Genomic DNA, 24,709 nt, shown 5'->3' on the forward strand with positions numbered 1-24,709 from the left:
CCCCATGCACCGCTTCCTCCTCCCCCTCGCCGCCCTGCTCGCCGCCCTGCCCGCGGCGGCGGCCACCGTGACCGCGGCGCCGGGCGAACTGCCGGCCGTCCTGGCGGCGGCGCAGCCCGGCGACACGGTGGTGCTGGCGGCCGGCGTCCACGAGGGGCCGGTGCGGGTGGACAAGCCCCTCACCCTGGCCGGCGAGCCCGGCGCCGTCGTCGACGGCCGCGGCGTGGCCAGCACGATCACCGTCGCCGCCCCCGGCGTCACCGTGCGCGGGCTGGAGATCCGCCATTCCGGCACCAGCCTGATCGACCAGAACTCCGGGATCTTCCTCGACAAGACGGCGACCGGCGCGGTCGTCGAGGGCAACCGGCTGGTCGACAACCTGATCGGCATCTACGTCTGGGGTGCGGCCGACTCCCTGGTCCAGGGCAACACCGTCGACGGCCTCACCGGCCTGCACCCCAGCGAGCGCGGCAACGGCATCCAGGTGTGGAACGCCCCCGGCACCCGGGTGGTCGGCAACACCGTGCGCCACGGCCGCGACGGCATCTTCGTCACCACCTCCAAGCGCAACGTCTTCCGCGGCAACCGGCTGGAGGACGTGCGCATCGCCGTCCACTACATGTACACCAACGACAGCGAGCTGTCGGAGAACGTCTCGGTCGGCAACACGGTCGGCTTCGCCGTGATGTTCTCCAACAACCTGAAGGTGCGCGGCAACCTGTCGCGCGGCGACCGCGACCACGGGCTGCTGCTGAACTACGCCAACGGCAGCGCCATCGAGGGCAACGCCGTGCTCGGCCGCTTCGCGGCCGGCGGCTGGGCCGGGGCGGCCGGGGCGGCCGGGGCGGAGGGTGCCGCCGCCGCCGACGCCGACATGCCGCGCGACGCCGACTCCGCCGGCGTCGGCCCGCGCTCCGGCACCGGCAAGTGCGTCTTCATCTACAACGCCAACAAGAACCGCCTCGCCGGCAACCGCTTCGAGGGCTGCGAGATCGGCGTCCACTTCACCGCCGGGTCGGAGCGCAACGCCATCACCGGCAACGCCTTCGTCGCCAACCGCACGCAGGTCAAATACGTCGGCACCCGCGCGCTCGACTGGTCGGCCGAGGGGCGCGGCAACTACTGGTCCGACAACGCCGCCTTCGACCTCGACGGCGACGGCATCGCCGACGAGGCGTACCGGCCCAACGACGTGGTCGACCGGGTGCTGTGGGCCTACCCCGTCGCCAAGCTGCTGATGAACAGCCCCGGCGTCCAGGTCATCCGCTGGGCGCAGAAGCGCTTCCCCGCCCTCCATCCCGGCGGCGTCGTCGACAGCCGCCCGCTGATGGCGCCGCCGCCGCTGTCCCTGCCGGCCCAGCTGGCCGCCGACCCCCGGAGTGAGCACCCATGAGCGACCCCACCATCCTCGCCGCCGGCGTCACCAAGCGCTACGGCGCCCAGACCGCGGTGCGCGGCGTCGACCTGGCCCTGGAGGCGGGCGAGTGCGTCGCCCTGGTCGGCCACAACGGCGCCGGCAAGAGCTCGCTGATCAAGCTGATGCTCGGCCTCACCACGCCGAGCGAGGGGCGCATCCGCGTGCTCGGCGAGGACCCCGCCGGCTCGGCCGCCGCCGGCGTGCGCCGCCGCATCGGCTTCCTGCCGGAGAGCATCGCCTTCCAGCCCGCCATGACCGGGCGCGAGTGCCTCGACTTCTACGCCCGCCTCAAGGGCGTGCCGGTGGCCGGCAATCCGGCCCTGCTGGAGCGGGTCGGCCTGGCGGCGGAGGCGGCGCTGCGGCGGGTCGGCACCTATTCCAAGGGCATGCGCCAGCGCCTCGGCCTCGCCCAGGCGCTGCTCGGCGGCCCCCGGGTGCTGTTCCTCGACGAGCCGACCACCGGCCTCGACCCGGCGCTGCGCCAGAGCTTCTACGAGATCGTCCGCGACCTGCGCGACGGCGGCACGACGATCCTGCTGTGCAGCCACGCGCTGACGGAGCTGGAGGGCCAGGCCGACCGGGTGGTGGTGATGAACCGCGGCCGCAAGGTGGCCGAGGGCTCGCTCGCCACCCTGCGGACGCTGGCCCAGCTCCCGGTGCGCATCCGCCTGACCCTGCCCGACGAGGCGGTCGCCACCCTGGCCGGCCTCGCCGACCTGGAGGGTGCGGCGGTGCGGCTGGCCGGCGGCGTGGTCGAGCTGACCTGCGCCAACGACGACAAGGTGGGGATGCTGCGCCACCTCGCCTGCCGCGACCTCGACCTCGCCGACATCGAGATCGTCCAGCCCAGCCTGGACGAGATGTACGCCCACTTCCTGCGCCGGGAGGCCGCGGAATGAACATCCTGCTCCTGATCGCCGCCAAGGAGGTGCGCGACGGCCTGCGCAACCGCTGGGTCGTCGCCACCACCCTGCTGATGGCCGCCCTGGCGCTGACCCTGGCCTTCCTCGGCAGCGCCCCCACCGGCACCGTGTCGGTCGGCCCGCTGGAGGTGACCATCGTCAGCCTGTCCAGCCTGACCATCTTCCTCTTGCCGCTGATCGCCCTGCTGCTGTCCTACGACGCGGTGGTCGGCGAGATCGACCGCGGCACCATGACCCTGCTGCTGTCCTACCCGGTGGCGCGCTGGCAGGTGCTGCTCGGCAAGTTCCTCGGCCACGCCGCCATCGTCGCCGTCGCCACCGCCCTCGGCTACGGCGCCGCCGGGGCGGCGCTGGCCGCCACCGGCCCGGCGATCAGCGCCGCGAGCTGGGCCGCCTTCGCCGCCATGATCGGGTCGAGCGTGCTGCTCGGCGCCGCCTTCACCGCGCTCGGCTACCTCGCCAGCACGCTGGTGCGCGACCGCGGCACGGCGGCCGGCATCGCCGTCGCCGTCTGGCTGGTCTTCGTGCTGCTCTACGACATGGGGCTGCTCGGCCTCGTCGTCGCCGACCAGGGGCGCACGGTGGACGCCACCGTGCTCAACGCCCTGCTGCTCGCCAACCCGGCCGACGCCTACCGCCTGTTCAACCTCGCCGGCTTCCAGTCGGTCAGCCACTTCGCCGGCACCGCCGGCCTGGCCGAGCAGGTGCGGGTGGCGCCGGCGGTCCTGCTCGGCGTGCTCGTCGCCTGGACCGTCGCCCCGCTGGGGCTGGCCGCCCTCGTCTTCTCCCGGAGGCAGATCTGATGCGCCGTTCCCTCCTCGCCGCCCTCCTCACGGCCACGCTGCTGGCGCCGCTCGCCGCCTGCCAGGAGGACGAGGCCGCCGCGGCACCGCCGCCACCCCAGGCGATCGCCGCCGACGCCGTCGGCCACTACTGCGGCATGATGCTCGCCGAGCATCCCGGCCCCAAGGGGCAGGTGCTGCTGGCCGGCGACGGGCGGCCGCTGTGGATGAGCTCGGTGCGCGACCTCTTCGCCTTCACCATGCTGCCCGAGGAGCGCAAGGACGTCGCCGCCCTCTACGTCACCGACGTCGGCCGCGCCGCCGACCCGCGGCGCCCCGACCTGACCGCCTGGGTCGAGGCGCACCGCGCCTGGTACGTGCTGGGCAGCCGGCTCTCCGGCGGCATGGGCCAGGCAGAGCCCTACCCCTTCGCCAGCGAGGAGGCGGCCCGCGCCTTCGCCGCCGCCAACGGCGGCGTCGTCAAGCGCTTCGCCGAGGTGACCGAGGCGGAGATCCTGCAGCCGCCGGAGGAGTCCACCGCCATGCCGGGACACACGCTGTGAGCGCCCCCGTCAGCCGCTCTCCCCTCGGCCGCCGGCGTTTCATCGCCATCGGCGCCGCCGCCGCCGGCCTCGCCCTGCTGCCCGGCGCGGCGCCGGCCGCCGCGGGCGGCGAGCGCCACGTCTGGCGCGGCACGGCGCTGGGTGCCGCCGCCAGCCTGACCCTGTACCACCCCGACCGGGGCGAGGCGGAGCGCCTGATCCGCCTGTGCCTGGCCGAGGTGGCGCGGCTGGAGCGCGCCTTCAGCCTGTACCGGCCGGACAGCGAGCTGGCGCGCCTCAACCGCGACGGGGCGCTGGACGCCCCCTCGACCGATTTCGTGCGCCTGATGGGCGAGGCGGCCGGCTTCGCCGCGGCGACCGGCGGCGCCTTCGACCCGACGGTGCAGCCGCTGTGGCAGCTCCACGCCGCCCACCCCGAGCCGCCGCCGGCCCTGGTGGAGGCGGCGCGCCGGCTGGTCGACCACCGCGCCCTGCGGGTCGAGGCGGGCCGCGTCGCCTTCGCCCGGCGCGGCATGGCGGCCACCCTCAACGGCATCGCCCAGGGCTACGTCACCGACCGGGTGGCCGAGTTGCTGCGCGCCGAGGGCATGGACCGCGTGCTGGTCGACCTCGGCGAGATCCGCGCGCTGGGCCGCCGCCCCGACGGCCGCCCCTGGACGATCGGCCTGGAGGACCCGGACGACCCGGCGCGGCTCGCCGCCACCCTGGAGATCGCCGACCGCGCCGTCGCCACCTCGGGCGACTACGGCGTCGCCTTCGGCCACCTCTTCGACCCGGCCACCGGCCGCCCGGCCCGGCTCTGGCGCTCGGTCACCGTGCAGGCGGCCGAGGCGACCACCGCCGACGCCCTGTCCACCGCCCTGGCGGTGGTCCCCGCCGGGCGCGCCGCCGCCATCCTGCGCGGCCGGCCCGGCGTGACGGCCCGGCTGACCGCGCCCGACGGCGCCGTCCTCGCCCTGGCGTCCGACGGCCGCGGAGCCGGCTGAGCCATGACCGGCGTCCAGTTCGCCCTGCTGCTGATGACCGGCGCCGCCGTCGCCACCGGCGTCGCCCTGCACCGCCAGGGCGCCCTCGGCACCGCCGGCCTCGTCCTGGCGACCCTGGCCGCGCTCGCCATCGCCGGGGTCCTCTACGTCAGCCAGTCCTGACGGGGTCGTCGCACCGGTCCCCCACCCAACCCTCCCCCACTTCGCGGGGGAGAGCCTGTTCCTCCCCCCGCGAAGTGGGGGGAGGTTAGGAGGGGGGCCACCGCGACACCCCCCTCAATGGCTGGTCCCGCTGGAATAGGTGATCTTGTTCCAGACGTTGTACTTGCCGATCGGCTTGCGCATCGGCAGACGCGTCACCTCGTCGAAGGTGCGGGCGTCGTAGACGACGAGCGCCCCCTCGTCCTCCATGACCGACACCAGGGCATACCGGCCGTCGCGGGTGAACTCGACGTGCGCCGTCCGCTTGCCCGGCGCCGGGCGCAGGGTGCGGACGATCGCCAGGGTGCGGGTGTCGATGATCGGGATGACGTCGTTGTCGCGGCCCATGGAGGCGTCGCCCCAGACGTAGGGCGTGGTCTCGTGGCCGCGCAGGAAGAAGCCGGGGCCCGGCATGGCGATGCGCTTGAGCGTCGTCCAGTCCGCGGTGTCGATGACGCTGACCACCGGCTCGCGCAGGTGCGGCGTCGCCATCACCGGCCGCCCGCCATAGTCGAAGGTGATGCCGGAGCCGAGATGGGGCATGCCCGGCAGGTCGAGGGTGGCGACCGTCGCCCCGTCCTCCAGGTCGACCACCAGGCCGCGCCGGCCGTCGCGCGACGCCCCCATCAGCCGGCGGTAGGCCGCGTCGAAGAAGAAGTCGTCCATGACGTCGGCGGTCTTCAGCCGGCGCACCGGGAAGCCCGCGGGGTCGCCCCAGGGGATCTCCCACACCTCGGCGACGTCCTTCAGCGCCACCGCGAAGGCGCCGCGCGGCGGCATGGCGTAGACGGCCGACACGCGCGACGGCGTGCCCGCCGCGTCGGCCACCGGGATGACGGCGAGCGGCCGCAGGTCGGCGGCGGCGAGGGCCACCAGGGTGCGCGGCAGCGTGTTGCCGACCAGCAGCACGCGGCCGTCGCCCGACACGGCGACGTTGCGGGTGTTGACGCCGGCCCGCACCTCCGCCACCAGGGTCAGCGACCACAGATCGTAGGCGGCGATCCAGCCGTCGCGCGAGGCGAGGTAGACGAAGCGGCCGTCCGGCGCGTACTTGGCGCCGCCGTGCAGGGCGAAGCGGCTGGGGAAGCGGGCCAGCACGGTGAAGCGGTCGCCGTCGACGATGCTGACGTGGTGGTCGCCGGCCTCCACCACGGTGAAGAGGTTGAGCGGGTCGGCGTCGAACACCGGCTCCGCCGGCAGGCCGGCCGGGTCGCGGTGGACGACGCGCGAGGCGGCGATCTCGGCGAGGCCCCAGGCCGGCACCTCCGGCAGCGGCGTGAAGACGTAGGCGGCGAGCGCCGCCACCTCGGCGTCGGCGAGCTGGCTCTCGGCGAAGCCCGGCATCTGCGTGGCCGGCCGGCCGTGGCGGATCAGCGCCGCGGCGTCGGCCGGCCTGAGGCGCCCGAGATTCTCCGGCAGCAGGGCCGGACCGATGGCGCCCAGCCGGTCGCCGCCGTGGCAGGCGGCGCAGTGCTCGGCGAACAGGCGGGCCGGATCGGGCCCGGCCGCGATCCCGGCCGCGATCCCGGCCGCGATCCCGTCGGCGCGGGCCGGGGCGGCGGTCGGTGCGGCGGCGGCAACGGCGGCGAGCGCGCAGAGGATGGCGGCGCGTGACGACGGCATCGGGCGACTCCTGCGGCGCGGGGACGGCGGTCCCGCGAGCATGCCGACCGCCGGCCGCGCCGCCTTGACGCCGGTCAACCCCCGGCCGCCGCAAGAAAAATCCCCCGGCCGGGGGGCCGGGGGTGCGAGTGCTGAGATGGGAGAGATTGCCGCCAGCGGCACCCCGAGGGGTGGAACGGCCGCAACCCGGCACGGACCGTAGCGCGGCCGCGGCAGCGTGAGCTTGACGCCGGTCAAATGCGGTGCTGGAGGTCGCCCGGTGACGGCCCGCCCTCAGCGCACCACGCGCCAGCTTCCGTCCGGCTCCATGCAGGCGGTGCCGTGCATCGGGCTGGGCTGGCCGCCGACCATCACCGTGGTCTGGAACTCGCGGCAGTAGCGGCCGTCCGGGGCGGTGTAGACGCCCGAGGCCGGGACGGCCGTCAGCGGCGGGGCGCCGTAGGCGACGGGAGGCGGGGCGTAGACCACCGGCGGTGGCGCGTACACCGCGGGCGGCGGGGCGTACACGACCGGCGGCGGCACGGGACGCACCGGCGGCGCCATCGCCGCCGCCGCCACCCCGAGCCCGAGGATGCCCAGCCCGATGCCGAGCACCACGTCGCCGTCGTCGTCGTCGTGATGGTGATAGCTGTAGCTGCGGTGATAGCCGCCGTGGCGACCCCCGTGATAGCCGCCGTGATAGCCGCCGTAATAGCCGCCGTAATGGCGGCCATGATCCCGCCCGCCGGCGAACGCCGGCGACGCGGCGGTCAGCGCCAAGCCCAGGACGCTCACGCACAGCGCGGCCGTGCGTCGTCCACCCCTCGACCCATCCATGCGCAACATCGTCCCACTCCTCGACGAGACCGGCGCGCCGTTCGGCCGGTCCACCCGACAACGCCAAGAACACGCTGGCGCCGCCGTTATTCCGCCACGTCACCTGATACGCGGGGCGGCCCGGCGGTCCTGCGGCGGCCGGCCGGCCGCCGTGGCGCGGTCACGCGGTGCGGCCGTCCCGGTCGACGGTCTGGATCACCGCGAAGCCCTCGAACTGGGGCGGCCCCAGGTAGAGCGGCTTGCGCTCGCCGGCGCCGCGGTGGGCGTTGCGGAAGGCCTCGGAGCGGGTCCAACCGAGGAAGTGCTCCTCCGACTCCCACACCGTGTGCGAGGCGTAGAGGCGATGGTCCTCGCGCTGCGGCCCGCGCAGCATGTGGAACTCGACGAAGCCCGGAACGGTGTGGAGATGAACCTCCCGGTTCAGCCACACCGCCTCGAAGTCGGCCTCGGCGTCGAGGCGGACCTTGAAGCGGTTCATCGCGATGTACATGGATCGCTCTCCCTTCGGGTTGCCGGCGCAGTGTAGCCCGGAGCGGCCGCCGGCGACACCGCCGATGGACGGACCGGGCCGCCGCTGCCATTCTCCGCCCCATGCTGAGCAGCAACACCCTTTCCGCCGCCGAGGCGCGGCGCGTGGCCCTGGCGGCGCAGGGACTGGCCGCCGCCCGGCGGCATGACCCCGCCGCCCCGCCCGAGGCCCGGCACCTGAAGCGGCTGGCCGAGCGGCTGGGCGTGGTGCAGATCGATTCGGTGAACGTGCTGGTGCGCGCCCACCACATGCCCTTCTTCAGCCGGCTCGGCCCCTACGGCGACGGCCACCTGGAGCGGCTGGCCTACGGCGGCCGGCGGCGGGCCTGGTTCGAGTACTGGGGGCACGAGGCGTCGCTGCTGCCGCTGGCGCTGCACCCGCTGATGCGCTGGCGCATGGCGCGGGCGGCGCGCAACGAGGGGATCTACGGCGGCCTCGCCACGTTCCGCGCCGAGCGCCCGGACTACGTCGACGCCGTCCTGGCCGAGGTGGCGGCGCGCGGGCCGCTGGGCGCCTCCGAGCTGGCGGGCGGCGGACGCGGCACCAGCTCCTGGTGGGGCTGGAGCGACGGCAAGCGGGCGCTGGAGTGGCTGTTCTGGGCCGGCCGGCTGACCACCGCGACGCGCCGCCGCTTCGAGCGCGTCTACGACCTGCCCGAGCGGGTGCTGCCGGCCGCCGTGCTCGACGCGCCGACGCCGCCGGAGGACGAGGCCCAGCGCGCCCTGCTGCGCCTGTCGGCGCGGGCGCTCGGGGTGGCGACCGAGGCCGACCTGCGCGACTACTACCGCCTCGACGCGGCCGACGTCCGCGCCCGCCTGCCCGAGCTGGTGGAGGAGGGCGCGCTGGTGCCGGTGCGGGTCGAGGGCTGGGACCGCCCGGCCTATCTCGACCCCGAGGCGCGGGTGCCGCGCCGGGCCGCGGCGGCGACGCTCCTCTCCCCCTTCGACCCGCTGGTGTGGGAGCGCGAGCGCACCGAGCGGCTGTTCGGCTTCCGCTACCGCATCGAGATCTACACCCCGGCGGCCAAGCGGGAGTACGGCTATTACGTGCTGCCCTTCCTGATGGGGGAGCGGCTGGCGGCGCGCCTCGACCTCAAGGCCGACCGCGCCGGCCGGCGGCTGCTGGTGCCGGCGGCCCACGCCGAGCCCGGCGTGCCGCACGGCGCCGTCGCCGAGGCCCTGGCCGCCGAGCTGACGGCCCTGGCCGGCTGGCTGGGGCTGGAGCGGATCGTCGCGGAGGAGCGCGGCGACCTCGCCGCCGCCTTGCGCGAGCGCACGCTTTGACGCACACCATCGCCAAGCCCCTCCTGCACCAAGCCCCTCTTGCGGAGACCCGACCCGTGATCACGTCCGCCACCAGCCTTGCCGCCCTCGACCCGGGCGCCCGGACCCGGCTCGCCAGCCTGCACCCGGTGTTCGCCGACCCGGCCGCGCTGCCGGGCGAGGCGACCCTGGACGAGGTCGCCGACGCCCTCGACCTGCCCGTCGCCGTCCTCCTCGCCGCCGCCAGCAACGAGATCCGCGTCACCGTGATCGAGGGACAGGGCTGCGGCTGCTCTTGCGGTGGGGGTAAGTCCTGATGGAAAATACGAAGATTGAAAGATGGGAAGATTCGAAGAAAATTATTCGCGGCCCGTGCTTGTCGACCGGCACGCGCGCTCCATGATGAATTTCTTCCGATCTTTCAATCTTCAAATCTTCGTGTTTAACATTCGCACCCCCGCCGCCGACGAGGCCGATCCATGCTCCGCGCCGCCCTGCTCGCCTTGACGATCGCGTTGCCGCTCGCCGGCTGCCAGAGCCAGGCGACGCCGACGTCGCCGCTCGCCGCCTCGGTCGGCCCCGAGCGCCCGCAGAGCGAGCCGGCCTGCACCGCCGCCGGCGGGCGCTGGGAGAAGGGCGGGCTGGCCGGGATCGCCCAGTGCTTCCTCGACTATCCCGACGCCGGCAAGCCGTGCCAGGGCCCAGCCGACTGCGCCGGCATGTGCCTGGTCCCCGCCGACGGCCCGCCGCGCTGCCAGAAGACCTACCCGCTGTTCGGCTGCGTGCGCTTCCTCGACGCCGAGGGCAACCGGGCGGGCATCTGCATCGATTAGGGACGCCGTCAGTCCAGGCGCTCGAAGGCGATCTGGTTGGCGTCGTAGCGGGCCGCCACGCGCACGGTGTCGCCGGGCGCCACCGCCAGCGGCGCGTCGAAGAAGGCGATGGCCTGCTTCCAGTGGTTGGTGCGGGCGCGGCTGGCGGAGTGGTAGACCACTTCGTCGTCCATGACGAGGTCGAACCAGAAGGCGACGCCGTGGCAGGTGCCGGCGGCCGTCACCGGCACGGCGATCTCGCGCCGCCCCTCCTCCGGCATGTTGCGGGTGAAGTCGAACTCCAGCGCCGGGAACGCCGCCGACAGGGCGCTGTGGGCGTCGGCGGAGAGGTCGATCTGGGCGTAGCCGGGGGAGCGGAAGACGTCCATCTCCGACATGTCGAAGCCGTCGATCGTGCCGACCGGGTTGATGCGCGCCAGCTCCGGCGTCTCCACCAGCATGGCGTGGACGGTGGAGGCCCGCGGGATGATCGCCGCGTCCGGCTTCACCAGATGGGTGCGCGCGTGCTGCAGCACCGACAGCATGCGCGGCGCCAGCATGCCGATGTTGATGAGTTCGGAGACGAAGACGTCCGCCTTCTCCGGCAGGTCCTCGCCGACGGCGAGCTGGGTCGACAGCTTGGGCACCACGGCGACGCGGTCGGCGTAGCCGTTCCTCGCCACCGTCGCCGCGGCGACGCGGGCCAGCACCGGGTTGACCTCGCAGGTCACCACCCGCTTCGCCCCGGCGCGCGCCGCCATCATGGCGACGATGCCGGAGCCGGTGCCGATCTCCAGCACGAGCGACTCCGGGCCGACGGCGCGCTCCACGGCGCGGCGGTAGGCCTCGTTGCGCTCGACGTCGTTGATCATCGGCAGGTGCCAGCCGGGCACCGCGTTCGAATAGATCAGGCGCCGGGTGAAGGCGACGAGCGGGTGGTCGGGCACGGTGGCGCGGGCCGCGTCGATCACCTCCCTGGCCTCCTCGGCGCGGTCCAGGCTGTGCAGCGTGTGGGCCAGGCCGACCTGGGCCTGGACGAAGCCCGGCGCCGCGTCCAGCACGGTGCGGAAGGAGGCGGCCGCCTCCTCCAGCCGGCCGCGGGTCGCCAGCGTCTCGGCCAGGCCGTAGTGCGCCTCGAGATAGTCCGGGGCGCGCTGCAGGGCGGCGCGGAAGCTGGCCTCCGCCTCGTCGAGCCGGCCGAGCTCGCGCAACGCCCCGCCGAGGAAGGCGTGCATCTCCGGCGCCTCGGGCCGCAGCTCCAGGGCGCGGCGGTAGCAGGCCTCCGCCTCCGCCGCCCGGCCCAGCGCCTTCAGCGCGTTGCCGAGGTTGCCGTGGGCCTCCGGCAGGTCGTCGCGCAGCTCCAGCACGCGGCGGAACGCCGCCTCCGCCTCGGCGTGGCGGTCGACCTGGTAGAGCAGGCTGCCCAGGCTGTTGAACCCCGAGGGGTCGTCGGGTGCGGCGTCGACCGCCTGGCGCAGCAGGTCGAGCGCGTCCGCCGTGTGCCCGCCGTTGGCGGCGATCAGGCCCAGCACGTGGAGCGCCTGACCGTTGCGCGCGTCGGCGGCGAGGATGGCCCGGCAGGCCGCCTCCGCCGCCGCCAGGTCGCCGGTGCGGAAGGCGCGGATCGCGTCGTTGATGGTGGGCACGGCGTCGGTCATCGCTGCGGGCTCCCTCGGGCGCTGGGCGTCGGATTCGCGCACCATAGCCCGAAAGGGGGCGCCGCTACAGCCCCGAAGCGTGCTCCAGCCCGTAGAGCCGCGACGTGTGGTGGCGCCCGCGCAGCGCCGTCTCGGGCAGCGCGGTCCAGCCCTCCGGCGCCTCGCCGGCGGCCACCAGCAGCTCGCGCGTGACGATCAGCGCGTGCCCGGTGTCCTTGGTCATCTGCTCGACCCGCGCGGCGACGTTGACCGTGTCGCCCAGCACGGTGAACTCCAGCCGCGTGTCGTCGCCGACGGCGCCGCAGAACACCTCGCCCCAGTGGACGCCGACGCCGACGCGCACGGCGTCCTCCCCGGCGGCGGCGCGCGCCGCGTTCCAGGCCGCCAGCTCGGCCAGCAGGGCGCGGGCGCAGGCGAGCGCCCGGCGGGCGTCGTCGGGTCCGGGCGCCGGCACGCCGAACACCACCATGGCGGAATCGCCGACGAACTTGTCGATCACGCCGCCGCTGCGCTCCGCCGCCCGGGCGACGCAGGCGCGGTAGGCGTTGACGAAGGCGCCGAGGCGCTCGGGGGCCAGCGCCTCCGCCCGCTCGGTGAAGCCGCGGACGTCGGCGAACAGCACCGCCGCGTCCTGCCGGCGGCCGCGCCGCAGATCCTCCGGGCTGGTCTCGGTGAGCCAGTCGGCGATCTCGGGCGGCAGGAATCGGGTCAGGGCGGCGCGCCGCCGCGTCTCGTCGATGGCCTGGCGCAGCAGTCCCCGCGCCCGCTGCGCCGCCAGCACCAGCACCACCCCGGCCAAGCCGGCCATGGCGCCGCGCATGAGGTTGGGCGGCACCCCGAAGAACAGGGTGAGGGCGTCCGGCAGTGGCCGGCCCAGGCCGGCGCCGGGCGCGCCGAACGCCAGCACCGCCGCCAGTCCCAGCATCAGCAGCCCCAGGAGATAGGCCTGCAGATAGGGGTCGTAGCGCAGGGCGCCGAAGGCGAACATCATGGGGGCCAGCCAGATCGCCGGGAAGGCCGCGGCGTAATTGGCGGCGAGGCCCGTGTTGTGGGCGGTCAGCGCGACGTTGACGGCGACGAACGCCAGGTCGGCGGTGGCGAACGCCCAGCCCATCCAGCTCCGGTAGGCCGGCGATCCGGCCAGCCGCAGCGACAGCAGGCCGAACCCGAGATAGGCCCCCATGGTCGCCACGGCGTAGATCATCTGACGCGTCAGCAGCGGCTGGTCGTGCGGCGCCAGGGCGACGACGGCCGGCAGGAACGCGGCGAGCAGCAGCACCACCACGACGACGCGCAAGCACGCCACGGTCCGTTCGGCCCGCACCTCGGCCGCTCGGAACAGGCGCCGCGCATCCGTCTCCATGGACCAGACTCCGCAACCACAGGAGGAGCCCGTTGCTCCGCTGCGATTATGTGTCCTAGGGTCGCCCGCTTTCGAGGAAAAAGGGAGGAACGCGCACCATGCTCCGCCACCGGCCGGGACGGACCGCCGCCATCGTCCTGCTGCTCCTGGCGTCCGGCTGCGCCGGCCTGCCGCCGGCCGGCACCCCGGACGGCGCTTCCGGCGACGCCGCCGCCCGGTTCGCCGCCGTCAAGGACGACCCGCCGGCGCTGCGCGCCTTCCTCCACCGCATGCCCAAGGGCGCCGACCTGCACACGCACCTCACCGGCGCGGTCTACGGCGAGACGTACGTCCGCGCCGCGGCCGCCGCCGGCCTGTGCTTCGACCAGGCGAGCGGCGCGCTGGTGACCCCGGAGCCGCCGTGCGACGCCGCCGCGGGGCGCCCGCCGGCGGCCGCCGCGCTCAGCGACGGCGGACTGAACACGCGCATCGTCAACGCGCTGTCCATGCGCTCCTTCGTGCCGGAGAGCGGCGTCAGCGGCCACGACCAGTTCTTCGCCACCTTCGGCCGTTTCTCCGCCGCCGCCCGCGATCCCGCGGCGCTCGTCGCCGAGGTGGCCGACCGCGCCGGGCGCCAGCGGGTGCAGCACCTCGAGCTGATGACCACCGCCCAGGGCGGCGCCGTGCGCGCGCTGGGCGCCGCGCTCGCCTGGACCGGCGACCTCGCCGCCATGCGCGGGGCGCTCCTGCAGGCCGGCCTGCCGGCCCTGGTCGAGGCCGGGCGGCGGGACATCGACGCGGTGGAGCGGCGGCGCCGGCAGTTGCAGCGCTGCGGCACGCCGCAGGCGACGCCGGGCTGCGACGTCTCCGTACGCTACCTGCAGCAGGTCAGCCGGACCGCGGCGAAGAACCAGGTGTACGCGCAGACGGTGTACGCGTTCCTGCTGGCGGAGGCCGACCCGCGGGTGGTCGGCCTGAACTTCGTCGGGCCGGAGGACCACCCGGTGGCGCTCGCCGACTACGACCTGCACATGCGCATGCTCGACCATCTCCACCGCCTCCACCCCGGCGTCGGCATCGCCCTGCACGCCGGCGAGCTGACCCTCGGCCTGGTGCCGCCGGAGGAGCTGCGCTCCCACATCCGCCAGGCGGTGGAGACCGGTCACGCCGGGCGCATCGGCCACGGCGTCGACGTCATGTACGAGGACGATCCCTACGGCCTGCTGCGCACCATGGCGCAGCGCCGGATCGCGGTGGAGATCAACCTCACCAGCAACGACGTCATCCTCGGCGTGCGCGGCCGGCAGCACCCGTTCGCCCTCTACCGCGCCGCCGGCGTGCCCACCGTCATCACCACCGACGACGAGGGCGTCAGCCGCTCCGACCTCACCAACGAGCTGCAGCGGGCGGTCGAGGCCCACGGCCTCGGCTACGCCGACCTCGTGCGCAACGCCCGCGCCGGGCTGGAGCACAGCTTCCTGCCCGGCGCCAGCCTGTGGGACGACGCCGCCCGCGGCGTGCGGGTGGCTCCGTGCCGCGCCGCCGCCCCGGCGGGCGGCGCCTTGCCGGACGCCTGCCGCTCCCTGCTCGACGCCAGCGAGAAGGCACGGCTACAGTGGCGCCTCGAGGAGGCCCTCGCCGCCTTCGAGCGCGAGGCGGCGGGCGGCGTGTAGCGGGATGCGCGACGGTCGGAGCGGCATGGCGGGTTCCCCTGGAGACGTGCGCGGCCGCGGGTTCGCCACCCGCGCGCCGCTGGAGGCGGCGGCGGCGTGGGTGGACACGCACACCGTGGCGCTGCCGGCCGAGGCGGCGGCGCCGGCGGTCGGCCGGGTCCTCGCGCAGGCCGTGGCGGCGCCGCAGGACCGCCCGGCGGCGGCGACGGCGCGCTGGGACGGCCACGCCGTCCGCGCCGAGGACACGCTTGGCGCCAGCGCCTACAACCCGCTGCCCCTGCCGGCGGCGCCGGTGGCCGCGGGGGACCCCCTGCCGCCGGGCTGCGACGCGGTGCTGCCGGTCACCGCCGCCGGCCGCTCGCCGCTCGGCGTCGAGGTCACCGAAGCGGTGGCCCCCGGCAGCGGCGTGCTGCGGCGGGGCGAGGAGGCGGCGGCGGGCACGGCGCTGCTGCCCGCCGGACGGGTGCTGCGGCCGCAGGACGTGGCGCTGCTGGCAGCACTCGGCGCGGCGCGGGTGGCGCTGGTGGCGCGCCCGCGGGTCCGCATCGTGCTGGCCGGCGGCCCGCGCGGCGGGACGCCCGAGACGAACGGTGCGCTGCTGGCGGCGCTGACGGCGCGCGACGGCGGCGTGCCGGAGCCCATCGGGCCGCTGCCCGCGGAGCGCGCGGCGCTGGCGGAGGAGCTGGGGCGGCCGGGTGCCGACCTGCTGCTGCTGTGCGGGCGCTGCGGCATCGGCGAGGACGACGTGGCGCCGCTGGCGCTGGCCGATGCCGGCACGGTGGCGCTGCACGGGCTGGCGCTGCGCCCGGGCGGCAGCGGCGGCCTGGGCACGGTGCGGGGCGTGCCGGCGGTCCTGCTGCCGGGCGAGCCGGCGGCGGCCTGGGCGGTCTACGAGACGCTGGCCGGCCGCGCGGTGCGGCGGCTGGCCGGGCGGCCGGCGGCACCGCCCCACCGCGCCGTGGTGCGCCCGGCGCGGCGCAAGCTGGTGTCGGAGATCGGCCTGACCGAGCTGCACCGCGTGCGGATCGCCGGCGCGGGGGTGGAGCCGCTGGCCTCGGCGGCCGTGCCGGGCCTGACGGCGCTGGCCCGCGCCGACGGCTTCGTGGTGGTGGCGCCGGACAGCGAGGGCGTGGCGCCGGGCGACAGCGCCACCGTCCTGCTTTATGACGGCGGCCTTCCTGATGATGCCCTTCAGGATGGTGGTGGTGACGGACTATGGTGACGGGACGGTCCGGCGGGGGCGATGCGGCCGCGCCGGACGTCCAAGGGAGTGTGGCGGTGTCCAATGACGAGGTGCGGCGGTTCGTGGGTCGGGCCGCCCGGCAGGAGCAGTTCCTCACGGTGGTCGGCAAGGACGAGGCGTGGCGGCGGTTCGCCGCGCACCTGCGCCTGGCCCCGCTGGGCGAGGAGACGGTGGCGCTGGACGAGGCGCTGGGGCGCGTGCTCGCCCGCGACGTGGTGGCGGCGGTGGACGTCCCCGGCTTCGACCGCTCCTCGGTCGACGGCTTCGCCGTGCGCGCCGCCGACACCGTCGGCGCCACGGAGGACGCGCCGGCGGTGCTCGCCCTGAACGGCGAGGTGCTGGCCGCCGGCGCGGTGCCGGCGCTGGCCGTGACCGGCGGCACCACCACCGTCATCGCCACCGGCGGCATGGTGCCGCGCGGCGCCGACGCCGTGGTGATGGTCGAGCAGACCGAGACGCGCGAGGACGGCGAGGCGATCCGCATCGAGATCCGCAAGCCGGCGGTGCCCGGCCAGTGCATCGCCGCCGCCGGCTCCGACATCGGCCGCGGCGAGACGGTGCTGCGCCAGGGCCAGACCCTCACCTCGCGGGAGATCGGCGTGCTCGCCGCGATCGGCGTCGCCGCGGTCGCGGTGTGGCGCCGGCCGCGGGTCGCCATCCTGTCCACCGGCGACGAGGTGGTGCCGCCCGGCGAGCCGATCCGGCCGGGCGCCGTGTACGACAGCAACGGCGCCATCCTCGCCGCCGCCGTGCGCGAGCTGGGCGGCGAGCCGGTGCGCCTGGGCGTCGCCGCCGACGACGAGGCGACCCTGACCCGCCTCGTCGCGGCCGGGCTCGCGCACGACATGCTGCTGCTGTCGGGCGGCACGTCGAAGGGGGCCGGCGACCTCTCCCACCGGGTGGTCAGCGCCCTCGGCGACCCCGGGGTGGTGGTGCACGGGGTGGCGCTCAAGCCGGGCAAGCCGCTGTGCCTGGCGGTCAGCGGCGGCACGCCGGTGGCGATCCTGCCGGGCTTCCCCACCTCGGCCACCTTCACCTTCCACGAGTTCGTGGCGCCGGTGATCCGCGCCTACGCCGGCCTGCCCGCGGCGGCGCGCGAGACGGTCCCGGCCACCCTGCCCGTCCGTGTCGCCTCGGAGCGGGGCCGGCGGGAGTACGTCATGGTCTCCCTGGTGCGCGCGGCGGACGGCGGGCTCGCGGCCTACCCCTTGAGCAAGGGGTCGGGCTCGGTCACCGCCTTCAGCCACGCCGACGGCTTCGTCGCCGTCGACGCCCAGGCCGAGGCGGTGGACGCCGGCGCCGCCGTCGACGTCCAGCTGATCGGCCGCAACGCCGGGCCGGCCGACCTCATCGTCGTCGGCAGCCACTGCCTGGGTCTCGACGCCATCCTCGGCCGGCTGATCGCCGGCGGGCTGAGCGTCAAGGCGCTGAACGTCGGCTCCATGGGCGGCCTGGGCGCCGCCCGGCGGGGCGAATGCGACGTCGCCCCGGTCCACCTCATGGACGTCGCGACCGGGGAGTACAACCGCCCCTTCCTCCAGCCGGGGCTGGAGCTGGTGCCGGGCTACCGCCGCATGCAGGGGATCGTCTTCCGCGACGGCGACCCCCGTTTCGCCGGCAGGACGCCCGAGGCGGCGGTCGCCGCCGCGGCCGCCGAGGCGGACTGCATCATGATCAACCGCAACGCCGGCAGCGGCACCCGCATCCTGACCGACCGCCTGCTCGGCACCGTCCGGCCCACCGGCTACTGGACCCAGGCCAAGTCGCACAACGCGGTGGCGGCGGCGGTGGCGCAGGGGCGCGCCGACTGGGGGGTGGCGATCGACAGCGTCGCCCGCCTCTACGGGCTGGGCTTCCTGCCGCTGCAGGAGGAGCACTACGACTTCATCGTGCCGCGCGGCCGCATCGAGCGGCCGCCGGTGCGCCGTTTCCTCGCCGCCCTCGAAGATCCGGAGGTCGGCGCCCTGCTCGCCGGTCTCGGCTTCCGGCGCTGACCCTCGGGAGACCTGCGGACGTGACCACGCCCGACCGCCGCGCCATCGCCGCCTGGTGCCTCTACGACTGGGCGATGTCCGCCTTCAACACGGTGATCTCCACCTTCGTCTTCAGCGTCTATTTCATGCGCGCGGTCGCCGCCGACGAGGTGGCGGGCACCGCCGACTGGAGCCGCGCCATGGCCGCCGCCGGCGTCACCATCGCCGTGCTGAGCCCGGTGCTGGGCGCGATCGCCGACCGGGCCGGACGGCGCAAACCCTGGCTGGCGCTGCTGACCCTGGCCTGCGTCGTCTGCACCACGGCGCTGTGGTGGGTGCGGCCCGACCCCGCCTTCGCCGCCATGGCGCTGGTGCTGGTGGCGGCGGCGACCATCGCCTTCGAGCTGGCGAACGTCTTCTACAACGCCATGCTGCCGGCCATCGCCCCGCCCGCCATGCTGGGACGGGTGTCGGGCTGGGGCTGGGGGGTCGGCTATTTCGGCGGGCTGGCCTGCCTGGTCGTCTCGCTGTTCGTCTTCGTGCAGTCCGACGCGCCCCTGTTCGGCCTGCTCTCCAGCGCCGAGCAGGCCAACGTCCGCGCCACCGCGCTGCTGGTGGCGGTGTGGTACGGCCTGTTCGCCCTGCCGCTGTTCGTCTGGGTTCCCGACACCCCGGCGACCGGGCGGCGGCTGGGGGAAGCGGTGCGCGAGGGGCTGGCGACCCTGCGGCGCACCGCCGTGGAGGTGCGCAAGTACCGGCAGGTGCTGCGCTTCCTCGTCGCCAGCGCCTTCTACCGCGACGGCATCAACACCATCACCGCCTTCGGCGGCCTCTACGCCGCCGGCACCTTCGGCATGAGCTTCGAGGAGATCGTCGTCTTCGCCATCGCCCTCAACGTGGTGGCGGGGGGCGGGGCGATCGGCTTCGCCTGGATCGACGACTGGATCGGCTCGAAGAGGACGATCCTCATCAGCGTCGCCGGGCTGATGGTGGCGGGCGTGTTCCTGCTGCTGGTCACCGAGAAGATCTGGTTCTGGGTGCTGGCGCTCGGCCTCGGCTTCTTCTTCGGCCCGGCGCAGGCGGCGGGCCGGTCGATGATGGCGCGCCTGTCGCCGCCCGCCATGCAGGCCGAAATGTTCGGCCTCTACAACCTGTCGGGCCGGGTCGTCGGCTCCTTCGGGCCGCTGGCGCTGGGCTTCGCCACCGAAGCGTTCGCCAGCCAGCGGGCCGGCATGGCCTCCATTCTCGTCTTTTTCGCTCTGGGGCTCGTCTTCATGCTCACCGTGCGCGAGCCCGCACGACAAACTGTAACAGTTGAACGGTAGAGAGGAGGGCAACTTTTCCCTGGCATTCTTCTTTGCTGCGGTGCACAATGACGGATCTCGATGACGGAGGCGTTCCCGCCCGGGAGCCCGGACACAGGCACCCCACGCAGGGGCCCTCCAGCCAGGACCACCGGCCCATGCTGCACATCAAGGACATCGAGGCCTTCGCCCGCATCAACGAAGCGCTGGCCGGCACCGGCGGCGGTCCGTTCGGCGGCGGCGCGGAAAAGCGCGGGGGGCCGCTCCACCCGGCCTTCCTGTTCGCGCGGCTGGCGACCGGCATGATGGCGCCGCGGCTGCCCGGCGGGCCGACCCCGTCCCCCGTCCCCGCCCCGCTGCCGGCGAACGACGCCGACGATCTCATCGAGAGCGGCGTCGGCACCGCCCTGACGGAGGCGACGGTGGTGGCGGCCGCCGCCAACGACGATCACGGCCTGCCGCCGCCGGCACCCGCCGAATCGGCCCTGGAGATCGCCGAGGACGAGGGCGGCGCGGCCTCGGTCGACGCCATTCCCCTGGCGTGCGCCGACGTCGTGCCGTTCCGGCTCCGCCCCCGCGAGGTCGCGGACCGCGGCGCCGATTCCGTCGGCGGCATGGCCTACGATTTCGACCTCGTCCCGTGCCGGCCGGCGACGATGGTGGGCATGCTGACTCGGATGTTCTTCGGGCGGCGTTGAGCCGCCCCGCCCGGCCTGCGCTCGGGCGCAGCGGGCCTCAGGCGCAGTGGGCCATGGCGACGGGATCGCCCGGCGCCAGCGCCAGGAGCACTTCCAGTTCGATGGCGAGCAGCGCTGGCGGCAGGTTCGGACGCAGCCGCTGGAACACGCCGGAGGCGGCGGCGAACGCCTCTTCGTGGGATTCGCTGACCAAGGTGTCGTCATAGGCCCGAACGACGGCGACGCTCTCGTCCGCCGTCAAGTCGTCCACGTGCTGCAGTTCGTCGAGAATCATGTCGATCATCCTGATCCCTGGCGGGATGAAGTCCCCAGCGTGCCCGATCTTGGTTAAGGAGGCGTTTCGCCGCCGCACGGCGGCGGCCACAGCCCTGGCAAACTAGGATAAATCGTTCGGGCGAGTCCATCGTACTTTTCGCCCGAAATTTGTAATTTCCTGGCGAATGCCGTTGCATTGCGGCAACGGAATTCCATTTTCCCGCCCGCCGGAACGGCCTGCCCTGGCCGGATGGCCGATACGCCGGGCCGTCGGCCGGCCGCCCGCCCCGCGGCGGGCGGCGTCAACGCGGCGTCCCGACCGCCGGATCGGCCCCGTTCCGCGCCGCGAGGCCGTCGCCGGAGGGACGACCGCGTGCATGCCCCCTGATGGCGGTGGGAGGAAACCCGAACCGCCTGCGGAACCGGATGGCGAATCGGGAGGCCGATTCGTAGCCGACCTCCAGCGCGATGCGGTTGACCGCGTGGTCGGTCGACTGCAGGAGCATCATCGCGAACGACATGCGGACGTCGGTCAGGAGATCGCCGAGGGTCGTTCCTTCGGCGGCCAGGCGCCGCCGGAGGGTCGCCTCGCTGACGGCGAGGCGCTGCGCCACGACGGTCGTCGTCCACCGATCCGCCAGGGAGGTCTCGACGAGCCGGCGCACCTTCGTCGCCAGGTTGGGGGTCTGCGCCGCCGAGAAATGGATGCCGCGCAGGGACAGCCAGACGAGGACCTCGGCAAGCCTGTGCTCGGCGACCTCGGCCGGAATGTGCGGCTCGTCCCCGATCGCTTCGAGCGCGCGGTCGAACGCCGAGGCGAACTGCGCGTCGATCCTCCCCAGGGCGGCCGCCCCGACCAGGGGACGCCGCTCGACCGCCGTCCGTTCGAAGCGCCCGACGACCGCCGGATCCCAGACGAGCCATCGCGCCTCGTAGGCGCCCCGGTCGGACAGGCGATTGGTCACGTCGAAGGTCTGTCCGCCGGCGATGGCGATGGCTTCCCCGCCTCCGAGGGACCATCGCCCGGCGGGAGAAAGGAGGGTCTTCGTCCCGTGGCGCAGGACGATCAGCGTCGGACGGTCGATCACGATCCGGCTGAACCGCAGGTCGCTGCGCTGGACGACGCCCGCGGCGACGCCGATGCCGGGGCGGGCCAGCAGCGCCTTGCCGTTGCCGCCCGGCGGTGCGGTCATGGCGTCACCGTGGCCCCTCGGCGTCGCACCGGTCGCCGCGGGACCGTCGATGTCGGCGGGCCGGCGCGGGCGGGCCGGCATCGGGGCGGGAGCGTCGGGTCGTCACGTCAGCGGCACGTCGAAATCCGGATCGGCCCTCAGCATGGCGCGCCGAAAGGCCGGACGCGCGGCGATGCGCCGGACGTAGGCGCGAATGCGCGGATAGGGGCCGATGTCCCGCGGCGCAAAGGCGCGCATGGTGGTCAACGGAAAAAGCGTCATGATGTCCGCTGCGGTGAACGCGTCTCCTGCCAGGAACGGCACCGTGCCGAGCCGCCCCTCGAGCAGATCGTAAGCGCGATCGAGGCGGGACCGAAGAGCCGTCATCATCACGTCCTCACCCCCGACGCGCCGGGTGACCGAATCGATCAGGGCGGCCGGCATCAGCGATCCGTTGGCGAAATGGAACCAGAACAGGAAGTCGGGGTAATCGGGCGAACCGCACCGGACGATCAGGCGGCCGTCCCCGTAGATCTGCGCGAGATACTCGACGATGGCCGCCGATTCGCCCAGCACGACGTCGCCATCGACGATCACCGGGGCGGTGCCGAACGGCGTGAGCGCCCGATAGTCGTCCGGCGCAAGCCGGGTCTCCGGGTCGCGTTCATAGCGTCTGAGTTCGTACGGGATCCCGAGTTCCTCGCAAAGCCACACGATCCGGTCGGATTGCGAGATCCCGAGGTGATGCACGACGAGCATGTCCGAACCTTTCCGCCGAGGGAAGAAGGGGCGAGGGAGGGATCGCCCCTCGCCCGTCCAGGAATAGGACCTTTGCGGGGCGCCGGCGACGCGGGGGCGATCGATTTCGGTGCCGATCGGCTCATCCGCAGGGGCCCGCCGGCAACGGGCGGCCCCTTCCGGGGGTTGAGCGCGCTCGCCGCCCGGCCCTAAGCTCACGGTTCCGGAGACGCGGGGGACAGGCGGATGGCGGCCAGGGTGACACCGGCGGTGAACGCGGCGAAGGCGGCGGGGGTGCGCTTCCGGCTGCTGGAATACGACTACGATCCCTCGGCCGACGCCATCGGCCTGCACGCCGCGGCGGCGCTCGGCCTGGACCCGGCGGTCGTCTACAAGACGCTGATCGCCCAGGTCGACGGCCGGGCGCTGGTGTGTGCGGTGATCCCGGTGGCGGCGCGCCTCGACCTCAAGGCGTTGGCCGCGCGCGCCGGCGGCAAGAAGGCCGACCTCGCCGACGCCGCCGCGGCGGAGCGCAGCACCGGCTATCTCGTCGGCGGCATCAGCCCGCTGGGCCAGCGCAAGGCCCTGCCCACCTTCCTCGACGCCGGTGCCGAGGCGCTGGCCGAGATCGTCGTCAACGGCGGCCGCCGCGGCCTGCAGATCGCCCTGGCTCCGGCCGACCTCGCCCGCATCGCCCGCGCCACCGTCGCACCGCTCACCGCCGCCGGCTGAGGTCCGGCCGGACCGCACGCCGGCGGCGGGCCGCCGTCAAACGGCGAAGCTCACGTGCCCGCGCTCGTCGATCGCCCACGCCGGGTTCCACGCGATTTCCCAGGCATGGTCGTCGGGATCGGCGACATAGCCGCGGAACCCGCCGTGCACGGGTTCGTCGGCCGGCCGGAGAAGGCGGCCGCCCGATTGCGCCAGCCGGTCCAGCAGCGGCTCGACGTCCGTCCTGGCGGCGACGTTGTGTGCGAGGGCGAAAGCGCCGGGCCGCATCAGGCCGCCGCGGTTCATGTCGCCGGCAAGGGCATCCGCCTGCCAGGTCCCGAGCACGAAGCCGTTCATCTGGTAGAAGACGATCTCCGCGTTCTCGAAGACCGGCACCCAGCCGAATCCTTCGGTGTAGAAGCGGCGGGAGCGGGCGAGATCCGCAATGCCGAGGGTGATCACCGAGATTTGCTGCTGCACACCAAGACCCTCCTGTGCGCCGACGCACCAGCGCGGCGGCGTTGAAGGTCATGGGACTCGACGCCGGCGGCGAAGGCCAGGACCCGCTGGCGCGGGGGTCGGGCCAACCGCACCGACCTCTCCTTTTCTGACACCCACCACGTAAGACCTCTTCGGCCGCGGACGCAACCCCAAACGCGTCGGGGTCTCGCCGGCGGCGGCTCGCCCGCACTCGCCCGACCGGCGCGGCCGTGATACCACTGACGGCGCCTCCCCCGCCGCCGAAGGCCGCCCATGCCACCCCAGCCCTCCTTCGCCGCCTTCGCGCTCTACTGGTTGAAGCTGGGCTGCCTCAGCTTCGGCGGACCGGCCGGGCAGATCGCCATGATGCAGGCCGAGCTGGTGGACCGCCGCCGCTGGATCGACCAGACGCGGTTCCTGCACGCCCTCAACTTCTGCATGATCCTGCCGGGGCCCGAGGCGCAGCAGCTCGCCACCTACGTCGGCTGGCGCCTGCGCGGCACGGTCGGCGGGCTGGTGTCGGGCGGGCTGTTCGTGCTGCCGGGCGCGCTGGTGCTGCTCGCCCTGTCGTGGCTCGCCGCGGCCCACGGCGACGCCGCCCCGGTGGCCGCCGTCTTCGCCGGGGTCAAGCCCGCCGTCGTCGCCATCATCGTCGCCGCGGTCTGGCGGATCGGCCGCCGCACCCTGAAGGGGCCGGCGCCGGCGGCCCTGGCGACGGCGGCCTTCCTCGCCCTGGCCGTCCTCCACGTGCCCTTCCCGATGGTGGTGGCCGGCGCCGCCGCGGTCGGCCTGGCGGCCCACGCCGCGGGGCGGCGCTGGTTCGCCCCGGCGCTGCACGACGGCCCCGACCTGCTGCCGGCGGGCGCACCGCCCGGACCCGGCCGGCTGGTGCGCCTGGGGCTGCTCTTCGCGGCGCTGTGGGCGGTGCCGGTGGCGCTGGCGGTGGCGACCCTGGGCTGGCAGCCCTGGGCCGGCATCGCCGCCCTGTTCACCAAGGCCGCCTTCGTCACCTTCGGCGGCGCCTACGCGGTGCTGCCCTACGTGGCGCAGCAGGCGGTGGAGGTGTACGGCTGGCTCGGCCCCGCCGACATGGTGAACGGCCTGGCGCTGGCCGAGACGACGCCGGGCCCGCTGATCCTGGTCACCCAGTACGTCGGCTTCTTCGCCGGCTGGAACGCCGCCGCCGATCCCGCCGCGGCGTTCCGGTCGGGAGCCCTGGGCGCCGCCTTGACCACCTACGTCACCTTCCTGCCCTGCTTCCTCTTCATCTTCGCCGGCGCGCCCTACGTGGAGCGGCTGATCCACGACGGCCGCGTGGCGGCGGCGCTGGCCGCGGTGACGGCCGCGGTGGTCGGCGTCATCCTCAACCTCGGCGTCTACCTCGGCCGCGCCGTGCTGCTGCCCGACGGCCGGCCCGACGCCTTCGCTTGGGCGGTCGCGGCGGCGGCGCTGGCGGCGCTGCTGCGGGGACGGGTGGCCGTTCACTGGGTGGTGCTGGGCGGCGCCGCGGCGGGGCTGGCGGGGGCATGGCTCGGCGCGCGGTGAGGG

The 24,709-nt window shown here is 74.6% G+C and carries 24 protein-coding genes and 1 pseudogene; 16 read left to right on the forward strand and 9 right to left on the reverse strand.

The window, feature by feature from the left end:
* Positions 1-4: 4 nt before the first annotated feature.
* The 6 genes from ACSBPG_RS18190 to ACSBPG_RS18215 are packed head-to-tail and all read left to right on the forward strand — an operon-like array spanning position 5 to position 4,833.
* On the forward strand, positions 5-1,393 hold the full coding sequence (locus tag ACSBPG_RS18190; protein ID WP_435538613.1) for a nitrous oxide reductase family maturation protein NosD: 1,389 nt from the start codon (positions 5-7) through the stop codon (positions 1,391-1,393).
* The gene (locus ACSBPG_RS18195) at positions 1,390-2,316 is read left to right on the forward strand and encodes an ABC transporter ATP-binding protein (RefSeq protein ID WP_435538614.1); all 927 of its coding nucleotides are present in this window, start codon (positions 1,390-1,392) and stop codon (positions 2,314-2,316) included. The genes ACSBPG_RS18190 and ACSBPG_RS18195 overlap by 4 nt, the downstream gene beginning before the upstream one ends.
* Positions 2,313-3,143, forward strand: coding sequence for an ABC transporter permease subunit (locus tag ACSBPG_RS18200; RefSeq protein ID WP_435538615.1), 831 nt, complete (start codon positions 2,313-2,315; stop codon positions 3,141-3,143). Before ACSBPG_RS18195 ends, ACSBPG_RS18200 begins: the two co-directional genes overlap by 4 nt.
* Positions 3,143-3,685, forward strand: coding sequence for a nitrous oxide reductase accessory protein NosL (locus tag ACSBPG_RS18205; RefSeq protein ID WP_435538616.1), 543 nt, complete (start codon positions 3,143-3,145; stop codon positions 3,683-3,685). Before ACSBPG_RS18200 ends, ACSBPG_RS18205 begins: the two co-directional genes overlap by 1 nt.
* Entirely contained in the window at positions 3,682-4,671 is a 990-nt protein-coding gene (locus tag ACSBPG_RS18210) for an FAD:protein FMN transferase (protein WP_435538617.1), read from the forward strand. Before ACSBPG_RS18205 ends, ACSBPG_RS18210 begins: the two co-directional genes overlap by 4 nt.
* A 3-nt stretch (positions 4,672-4,674) precedes the next feature.
* Complete coding sequence (locus ACSBPG_RS18215; protein ID WP_435538618.1) at positions 4,675-4,833, forward strand: hypothetical protein; 159 nt, start codon at positions 4,675-4,677, stop codon at positions 4,831-4,833.
* A 114-nt stretch (positions 4,834-4,947) separates the two neighbouring features.
* Here ACSBPG_RS18215 and ACSBPG_RS18220 read toward each other — a convergent pair whose 3' ends face one another.
* The 3 genes from ACSBPG_RS18220 to ACSBPG_RS18230 form a co-directional block, all read right to left on the reverse strand.
* The gene (locus ACSBPG_RS18220) at positions 4,948-6,495 is read right to left on the reverse strand and encodes a cytochrome D1 domain-containing protein (RefSeq protein ID WP_435538619.1); all 1,548 of its coding nucleotides are present in this window, start codon (positions 6,493-6,495) and stop codon (positions 4,948-4,950) included.
* Between the two features lie 273 nt (positions 6,496-6,768).
* Positions 6,769-7,311: a hypothetical protein gene (locus tag ACSBPG_RS18225; protein ID WP_435538620.1), complete on the reverse strand. Its 543-nt coding sequence runs from the start codon at positions 7,309-7,311 to the stop codon at positions 6,769-6,771.
* Positions 7,312-7,471: 160 nt separating this feature from the next.
* A complete protein-coding gene (locus ACSBPG_RS18230; RefSeq protein ID WP_435538621.1) occupies positions 7,472-7,801 on the reverse strand; it encodes an antibiotic biosynthesis monooxygenase family protein in 330 nt (109 codons plus the stop codon).
* 101 nt (positions 7,802-7,902) lie between these two features.
* Between ACSBPG_RS18230 and ACSBPG_RS18235 the strand changes: the two genes are divergently transcribed.
* The 3 genes from ACSBPG_RS18235 (at position 7,903) to ACSBPG_RS18245 (ending at position 9,935) form a co-directional block, all read left to right on the forward strand.
* Positions 7,903-9,123 (forward strand): winged helix-turn-helix domain-containing protein, encoded by a 1,221-nt coding sequence (locus ACSBPG_RS18235; protein ID WP_435538622.1) that lies wholly within the window; start codon positions 7,903-7,905, stop codon positions 9,121-9,123.
* 56 nt (positions 9,124-9,179) lie between these two features.
* A complete protein-coding gene (locus tag ACSBPG_RS18240) occupies positions 9,180-9,419 on the forward strand; it encodes a hypothetical protein (protein WP_435538623.1) in 240 nt (79 codons plus the stop codon).
* A gap of 162 nt (positions 9,420-9,581) precedes the next feature.
* Positions 9,582-9,935, forward strand: a complete 354-nt coding sequence (locus ACSBPG_RS18245; RefSeq protein WP_435538624.1) for a hypothetical protein — start codon at positions 9,582-9,584, stop codon at positions 9,933-9,935.
* 8 nt (positions 9,936-9,943) lie between these two features.
* On the opposite strand, the gene ACSBPG_RS18250 is transcribed toward ACSBPG_RS18245, so the two are convergent.
* Positions 9,944-11,572, reverse strand: a complete 1,629-nt coding sequence (locus ACSBPG_RS18250) for a tetratricopeptide repeat protein (RefSeq protein ID WP_435538625.1) — start codon at positions 11,570-11,572, stop codon at positions 9,944-9,946.
* Positions 11,573-11,636: 64 nt separating this feature from the next.
* A complete protein-coding gene (locus tag ACSBPG_RS18255; protein WP_435538626.1) occupies positions 11,637-12,935 on the reverse strand; it encodes an adenylate/guanylate cyclase domain-containing protein in 1,299 nt (432 codons plus the stop codon).
* Between the two features lie 98 nt (positions 12,936-13,033).
* Between ACSBPG_RS18255 and ACSBPG_RS18260 the strand changes: the two genes are divergently transcribed.
* The 5 genes and pseudogenes from ACSBPG_RS18260 (at position 13,034) to ACSBPG_RS18280 (ending at position 19,805) form a co-directional block, all read left to right on the forward strand.
* Positions 13,034-14,587 carry an adenosine deaminase family protein gene (locus tag ACSBPG_RS18260; protein ID WP_435538627.1) on the forward strand — a complete coding sequence of 518 codons (1,554 nt, stop codon included), beginning with the start codon at positions 13,034-13,036 and terminating at the stop codon, positions 14,585-14,587.
* A 25-nt stretch (positions 14,588-14,612) separates the two neighbouring features.
* Positions 14,613-15,809, forward strand: a complete 1,197-nt coding sequence (locus ACSBPG_RS18265; protein ID WP_435538628.1) for a molybdopterin-binding protein — start codon at positions 14,613-14,615, stop codon at positions 15,807-15,809.
* A gap of 56 nt (positions 15,810-15,865) precedes the next feature.
* Positions 15,866-17,824, forward strand: coding sequence for a molybdopterin biosynthesis protein (locus ACSBPG_RS18270; protein ID WP_435538629.1), 1,959 nt, complete (start codon positions 15,866-15,868; stop codon positions 17,822-17,824).
* Positions 17,818-19,128 (forward strand): annotated as a pseudogene (locus tag ACSBPG_RS18275) (MFS transporter); the annotation flags it as partial. The gene ACSBPG_RS18270 and the pseudogene ACSBPG_RS18275, both read left to right, overlap by 7 nt.
* A 137-nt stretch (positions 19,129-19,265) precedes the next feature.
* Positions 19,266-19,805, forward strand: a complete 540-nt coding sequence (locus ACSBPG_RS18280; protein ID WP_435538630.1) for a hypothetical protein — start codon at positions 19,266-19,268, stop codon at positions 19,803-19,805.
* A 37-nt stretch (positions 19,806-19,842) separates the two neighbouring features.
* Here ACSBPG_RS18280 and ACSBPG_RS18285 read toward each other — a convergent pair whose 3' ends face one another.
* The 3 genes from ACSBPG_RS18285 to ACSBPG_RS18295 form a co-directional block, all read right to left on the reverse strand.
* Positions 19,843-20,079: a hypothetical protein gene (locus ACSBPG_RS18285; protein WP_435538631.1), complete on the reverse strand. Its 237-nt coding sequence runs from the start codon at positions 20,077-20,079 to the stop codon at positions 19,843-19,845.
* Between the two features lie 283 nt (positions 20,080-20,362).
* A complete protein-coding gene (locus tag ACSBPG_RS18290) occupies positions 20,363-21,253 on the reverse strand; it encodes a helix-turn-helix transcriptional regulator (RefSeq protein WP_435538632.1) in 891 nt (296 codons plus the stop codon).
* 102 nt (positions 21,254-21,355) lie between these two features.
* Positions 21,356-21,991, reverse strand: a complete 636-nt coding sequence (locus tag ACSBPG_RS18295; RefSeq protein ID WP_435538633.1) for a glutathione S-transferase family protein — start codon at positions 21,989-21,991, stop codon at positions 21,356-21,358.
* A 225-nt stretch (positions 21,992-22,216) separates the two neighbouring features.
* On the opposite strand from ACSBPG_RS18295, the gene ybaK reads away from it, so the two are divergent.
* Complete coding sequence (gene ybaK, locus ACSBPG_RS18300) at positions 22,217-22,702, forward strand: Cys-tRNA(Pro) deacylase (protein WP_435538634.1); 486 nt, start codon at positions 22,217-22,219, stop codon at positions 22,700-22,702.
* Positions 22,703-22,738: 36 nt separating this feature from the next.
* Here the strand turns inward: ybaK and ACSBPG_RS18305 are convergent, their stop codons facing one another.
* Complete coding sequence (locus ACSBPG_RS18305) at positions 22,739-23,161, reverse strand: VOC family protein (RefSeq protein ID WP_435538635.1); 423 nt, start codon at positions 23,159-23,161, stop codon at positions 22,739-22,741.
* Positions 23,162-23,434: 273 nt separating this feature from the next.
* Here ACSBPG_RS18305 and chrA point away from each other — a divergent pair, with 273 nt between their 5' ends.
* Positions 23,435-24,706 carry a chromate efflux transporter gene (chrA, locus tag ACSBPG_RS18310; protein ID WP_435538636.1) on the forward strand — a complete coding sequence of 424 codons (1,272 nt, stop codon included), beginning with the start codon at positions 23,435-23,437 and terminating at the stop codon, positions 24,704-24,706.
* The last annotated feature ends 3 nt before the right edge of the window (positions 24,707-24,709 follow it).

Origin of the sequence: Azospirillum sp. ST 5-10 (assembly GCF_051225715.1) — a bacterium.
Lineage (GTDB): Bacteria > Pseudomonadota > Alphaproteobacteria > Azospirillales > Azospirillaceae > Azospirillum.

Excerpts from the sequence above, each read along its gene's own strand:
- ACSBPG_RS18190 (WP_435538613.1), top strand. The coding sequence starts at position 5 with ATGCACCGCTTCCTCCTCCCCCTCGCCGCCCTGCTCGCCGCCCTGCCC.
- ACSBPG_RS18195 (WP_435538614.1), top strand. The coding sequence starts at position 1,390 with ATGAGCGACCCCACCATCCTCGCCGCCGGCGTCACCAAGCGCTACGGC.
- ACSBPG_RS18200 (WP_435538615.1), top strand. The coding sequence starts at position 2,313 with ATGAACATCCTGCTCCTGATCGCCGCCAAGGAGGTGCGCGACGGCCTG.
- ACSBPG_RS18205 (WP_435538616.1), top strand. The coding sequence starts at position 3,143 with ATGCGCCGTTCCCTCCTCGCCGCCCTCCTCACGGCCACGCTGCTGGCG.
- ACSBPG_RS18215 (WP_435538618.1), top strand. The coding sequence starts at position 4,675 with ATGACCGGCGTCCAGTTCGCCCTGCTGCTGATGACCGGCGCCGCCGTC.
- ACSBPG_RS18220 (WP_435538619.1), bottom strand. The coding sequence starts at position 6,495 with ATGCCGTCGTCACGCGCCGCCATCCTCTGCGCGCTCGCCGCCGTTGCC.
- ACSBPG_RS18225 (WP_435538620.1), bottom strand. The coding sequence starts at position 7,311 with ATGGATGGGTCGAGGGGTGGACGACGCACGGCCGCGCTGTGCGTGAGC.
- ACSBPG_RS18230 (WP_435538621.1), bottom strand. The coding sequence starts at position 7,801 with ATGTACATCGCGATGAACCGCTTCAAGGTCCGCCTCGACGCCGAGGCC.
- ACSBPG_RS18235 (WP_435538622.1), top strand. The coding sequence starts at position 7,903 with ATGCTGAGCAGCAACACCCTTTCCGCCGCCGAGGCGCGGCGCGTGGCC.
- ACSBPG_RS18245 (WP_435538624.1), top strand. The coding sequence starts at position 9,582 with ATGCTCCGCGCCGCCCTGCTCGCCTTGACGATCGCGTTGCCGCTCGCC.
- ACSBPG_RS18250 (WP_435538625.1), bottom strand. The coding sequence starts at position 11,572 with ATGACCGACGCCGTGCCCACCATCAACGACGCGATCCGCGCCTTCCGC.
- ACSBPG_RS18255 (WP_435538626.1), bottom strand. The coding sequence starts at position 12,935 with ATGGAGACGGATGCGCGGCGCCTGTTCCGAGCGGCCGAGGTGCGGGCC.
- ACSBPG_RS18260 (WP_435538627.1), top strand. The coding sequence starts at position 13,034 with ATGCTCCGCCACCGGCCGGGACGGACCGCCGCCATCGTCCTGCTGCTC.
- ACSBPG_RS18265 (WP_435538628.1), top strand. The coding sequence starts at position 14,613 with ATGGCGGGTTCCCCTGGAGACGTGCGCGGCCGCGGGTTCGCCACCCGC.
- ACSBPG_RS18280 (WP_435538630.1), top strand. The coding sequence starts at position 19,266 with ATGCTGCACATCAAGGACATCGAGGCCTTCGCCCGCATCAACGAAGCG.
- ACSBPG_RS18285 (WP_435538631.1), bottom strand. The coding sequence starts at position 20,079 with ATGATTCTCGACGAACTGCAGCACGTGGACGACTTGACGGCGGACGAG.
- ACSBPG_RS18290 (WP_435538632.1), bottom strand. The coding sequence starts at position 21,253 with ATGACCGCACCGCCGGGCGGCAACGGCAAGGCGCTGCTGGCCCGCCCC.
- ACSBPG_RS18295 (WP_435538633.1), bottom strand. The coding sequence starts at position 21,991 with ATGCTCGTCGTGCATCACCTCGGGATCTCGCAATCCGACCGGATCGTG.
- ybaK (WP_435538634.1), top strand. The coding sequence starts at position 22,217 with ATGGCGGCCAGGGTGACACCGGCGGTGAACGCGGCGAAGGCGGCGGGG.
- chrA (WP_435538636.1), top strand. The coding sequence starts at position 23,435 with ATGCCACCCCAGCCCTCCTTCGCCGCCTTCGCGCTCTACTGGTTGAAG.